Here is a 3,288-nt window from a genome sequence, read left to right on the forward strand (position 1 = left end):
TGGTGCATCGGTTAAGAGTAAGGATGCAGAGCGTAAGGTTGGTGAGACGCTAAAAGAAGTCGAAACCGAAGACTTGGTTAAGTATGGTTTGATTCCTGAGTTTGTTGGTCGTTTGCCGGTGATTGCAACGCTAAACGAGCTTGATGAAGCTGCGTTAATGCAAATTTTGACAGAGCCTAAGAACTCGCTCTCTAAGCAATATCAAAAGCTTTTTGAAATGGAAGGCGTTGAAATTGATTTTAGGGAAGAGGCGCTTCGTGCTGTTGCCAATAAGGCAATGGAAAGAAAGACTGGTGCTCGTGGCTTAAGGTCGATTTTGGAGAATGTTTTACTCGATACTATGTATCACATTCCATCCGAGTCGGGCATAAGCAAGGTTGTTATTGATGAAAATACCATCAATGGTGAGTCTGAACCGATCAAGATCTACGATAATGGTGAACAGGCAAAAGCCTTGCCTGACAGCTAAGTTCGACTAAAATCGATAAAACCATGTCCATGAAGGTGGGCATGGTTTTTTTTTACCTGGCTGATATGGAAAAGTTCTAATATTCTCGCCCGGTTTGTCTTGTATTTAAAAAATATAGCCCCACTTATGAGTCAAAGCATCTATTTGTGATTGAGGAATTGTATGTCTGATCAAGATAAAAGCACGGAATCAGAAAGCGTTGAAAAAGATATCGTGATAACTGCGCCGGAAGGCCATATCCCCATGTTGCCCTTGAGGGATGTCGTTGTCTTTCCGCATATGGTGATTCCTCTTTTCGTTGGTAGAGAAAAGTCTATTATGGCGCTTGAAGCGGCCATGGCTTCTGACAAGAAGCTTCTCTTACTCACACAAAAAACTGCCATCGAAGACGATCCGTCAATCGATGAATTATATTCCGTTGGTACGGTTGCAAATATATTGCAAATGTTAAAGCTGCCCGATGGTACGGTTAAAGTGCTGATCGAAGGTGAGTACCGAGTCAGTGTTGATCGGGTTGCTTCAGAAGAGTTCTTGTCAGCAAAAACGAGTGAGCTGGAAGAGTCTCACCCAGAGCAGTCTGAGTTTCAGGGGCTTGTGCAAACCTTAATGTCTCAGTTTGAAAAGCTGAGTAAGGTGAGTAAAAAAATTCCTGCTGAAATCGTCTCGTCGTTAACGAATATTTCTGACCCTATTAGGTTGATCGATACCGTTGCTGCTCATTTGGAACTCAAAATAGCCGATAAGCAGGATGTTCTGGAAGAGTTGAATGTCGGGCAGCGTGCAGAAATGTTGTTAGCTGTTATCGAAGGCGAGCTTGATCTGATTCAGGTCGAGAAGCGCATTCGTGGTCGTGTTAAGAAGCAAATGGAAAAGAGTCAGCGCGAGTACTACCTGAATGAGCAAATGAAAGCTATCCAGAAAGAAATGGGAGCGATCAACGAAGGTGGTAACGAGTTCGAAGAGCTGGAAAACAAAATTCAAACGGTTGGCATGAGTGCAGAGGCCAAGAAGAAGGCTGAAGCAGAGCTTAAGAAGTTGAAGATGATGTCACCGATGTCTTCAGAGGCATCAGTTGTGCGAGGCTATGTTGAGTGGCTTGTAAATCTTCCCTGGAAGAAGAAAAGTAAAGTTCGACACGATATCGTTAAGGCAAGAGAAATTCTTGATGCAGACCACTATGGCCTAGAAGAGGTCAAAGACCGCATTATCGAATATTTAGCGGTACAGAGCCGGGTTAAGAAGCTTAAAGGGCCGGTATTGTGCTTGGTTGGGCCTCCTGGTGTAGGTAAAACCTCCTTGGGGCAATCTATTGCGAAGGCAACAAACCGAAAATATACCCGTGTTGCACTGGGTGGTGTGCGTGATGAAGCAGAGATTCGTGGTCATCGCCGAACTTATATCGGTTCAATGCCAGGTAAACTGATTCAGAAGCTTTCTAAAGTCGAAGTGAAGAACCCGCTGTTCTTGTTTGATGAAATCGATAAATTGGGTGCTGATCATCGTGGTGACCCGGCTTCGGCTTTGCTTGAGGTGTTAGATCCAGAACAAAATCATACCTTTAATGATCACTATCTAGAAGTAGATTATGATTTGTCCGATGTTATGTTTGTCTGTACCTCAAACTCAATGAACATCCCTCCGGCCTTGCTTGATCGTATGGAGGTTATCCGTATTCCGGGTTACACCGAAGATGAAAAGATCAATATCGCGCAAAAATACCTGATCCCGAAACAGATCAAAGATAATGGCCTGAAAAAAGGTGAGCTCGCTATTGCCGAAGATGCAATAAGAGATGTGATTCGTTATTACACCAAAGAAGCGGGTGTTCGAGGGCTGGAGCGAGAGCTTGCTAAAGTTTGTCGCAAGGTAGTGAAGGAAATTCTAGAGTCTAAAGAGGCTATTGAGATTACCGTAGATAGCAAAAATATCGATCAGTACTTAGGTGTGCGCAAATTTAGTTACGGCATGGCTGATGAAAAGGACCGGGTAGGGCAGGTTACTGGTCTGGCATGGACGCAGGTTGGCGGCGAGTTGTTGTCAATTGAATGTAGTACTGTGCCGGGTAAAGGTAAGGTTGTTCGGACGGGGTCTTTGGGTGATGTAATGCTGGAGTCAATACAAGCTGCTATGACTGTTGTAAGAAGTCGAGCTGGCGGCTTTTATATCGATGACAACTTTCATGAAAAGCATGATATTCATGTCCATGTTCCTGAAGGTGCGACGCCAAAAGATGGGCCGAGTGCGGGTATCGCAATGTGCACGGCAATGGTTTCCTCATTTACTGGCATTCCAGTTCGTGCAGACGTTGCGATGACAGGTGAAATAACCTTGCGTGGTCAGGTCCTTGCTATTGGTGGCTTGAAAGAAAAGTTATTAGCGGCACATAGAGGTGGAATAAAACTAGTTCTAATTCCTCAAGAAAATGAAAAAGACTTGAAGGAAATTCCGGATAATATTAAAGCAGACCTCGAAATTGTACCGGTTAAGTGGATTGACGAAGTTTTAGAGCGCGCTTTGGCGTATTCTCCCGAAAGTGATGAACACAAGGAAAAAATGCTGCAAAAGTCCGAAAAAGAAGGTTCAGAGGTGAAAGATGAGGCTTCTGAGAGAATAAATACACATTAGGCGCTCAGGCTGCTTGACAGGGCTTTCGCTCAGTTGGTATAAAACAGTCTGACGTCAGGCAGCAGTAATTTAGGGGGCTCCGACCTGTCATGTGATATTTGTTAGTTGTCTTTTTGAGTATCAAAGATACAATTGACGAATGTTTTTAAAAGTGTAAGATTTCTAAGAATCAAAAAGCACATCATTATAAATTA

At 43.6% G+C, this 3,288-nt stretch carries 1 protein-coding gene and 1 pseudogene; both read left to right on the forward strand.

Annotated elements, in window-relative coordinates; genetic code table 11:
• A pseudogene (locus A3735_RS18955) lies at positions 1-469 on the forward strand (ATP-dependent Clp protease ATP-binding subunit ClpX); the annotation flags it as partial.
• Positions 470-712: 243 nt separating this feature from the next.
• Complete coding sequence (gene lon, locus A3735_RS18960) at positions 713-3,094, forward strand: endopeptidase La (RefSeq protein WP_068554104.1); 2,382 nt, start codon at positions 713-715, stop codon at positions 3,092-3,094.
• Positions 3,095-3,288 lie beyond the last annotated feature (194 nt).

It is taken from the genome of Oleiphilus sp. HI0061, from assembly GCF_001635675.1.